Origin of the sequence: Pseudomonas sp. MWU13-2862, from assembly GCF_023242495.1 — a bacterium.
GTDB classification, from domain to species: Bacteria; Pseudomonadota; Gammaproteobacteria; order Pseudomonadales; family Pseudomonadaceae; genus Aquipseudomonas; species Aquipseudomonas gingeri_D.
In genome coordinates, this window is the sequence record NZ_JALMEZ010000041.1 from 1 (window position 1) to 1,258 (window position 1,258).

Annotated in this window: 1 protein-coding gene; it reads right to left on the reverse strand. The window is 53.3% G+C overall.

Going from position 1 to position 1,258, the window contains the following annotated elements:
• Positions 1 to 107: 107 nt before the first annotated feature.
• A complete protein-coding gene (locus M5C56_RS32280; protein ID WP_103499115.1) occupies positions 108 to 1,037 on the reverse strand; it encodes a transposase in 930 nt (309 codons plus the stop codon).
• Between the last annotated feature and the right edge of the window lie 221 nt (positions 1,038 to 1,258).

Genomic DNA, 1,258 nt, shown 5'->3' on the forward strand with positions numbered 1-1,258 from the left:
TGTAGGAGCAACTGTCTTGACCGTTTTTTTGAAAATCATTTCAAGGGACGGTCAAGCTCCCACAGCTCTAGGCCATGCAATTTCTTAAGGAAACAACCGCAGCCACATTAGGCGACGTGTTCTTTCCATTCAGAACCGTCACGGATCATCGCGTTCAAGCGGATCAACAAGACTCGCATGCAGGCGATGAGTGCCACTTTGGCGCATTTGCCTTTGTCGCGTAACGCCTTGTATCGGGCATTAAATTCTGGCTGATACCGAATTACGATCCAGCTGGCCATGTACAACGAGCGCCTCACAGCAAACCGTCCACCGCTGATGTGACGCTTACCTTTATGCTTGCCGCTGTCGTCGTTATAGGGGGCTACACCTGCTAATGCGGCGATCTCGTGCCTGCCCACCTCACCCAACTCGGGGAGGTAGGACATTAGGCTGGCGGCTGTCACGAGCCCTATGCCTTTGACCGAGCACAGATGGGCCACTTTCTCGCTGTCCAGCTGTTCAGCACTTTGTCCCATCAGTTTTTCTATCGACTTTATGGCCTTGCGTAAATAGTCGATATGGCTCTGCAACGCAGGTTTCACGATCTCAGAAAAGGTCGTTTTCAGCCGCCGTTTGTCGTCATCTCTCTGCTGAACAAAATTTTCCCGCTGCTGTACCAATGCACGCAGGTTGTCCTGCTCGGCATTTGTGATTCGGCTTTCGGGAGATTGGATAACCGCTGCAAACTGCGCGAGAAGACGCGCATCTATCGGATCAGTTTTGGCATGCAGCCCCATGGCTCTAGCAAAGCTTTTGGCTCGGCAAGGGTTGACTCGCAGGACTTCGAAACCTGCCGCCTGGAGTGCTTTCATGGCTCTTCGCTCGTAGCCACCGGTCGCTTCCAGCAATGCACGATTGACTTGATGGCGCTTCAGCCACTCAACCATCCTTGAAAAGTCATTGATGTCATTGGGAAAAACCGCCCCCATCCCTTGTGGATCAAGTTCGATCTGCAGGGTGTCTTTAGAAACGTCGATGCCAGCACAGGTAAACATGGCCAAATCCTCTTACACTCAAGGTGAGAGCGCTCTGGCTGGGCCCACGCTTGTAACTGTTCGAGGTGGGCTCGTTCAACTGTTCGGGCTCAATAACCAGGGCGGAGGGGTGAGTGGCAGCATGAGCTCCTACACGTGCTTTAAGCACTGCCGGCATTCAGCTTGCCACTCACCGCTCTCACCACCAGTCTAATCCTGACGCCAGACACAAGCCGGCTTGC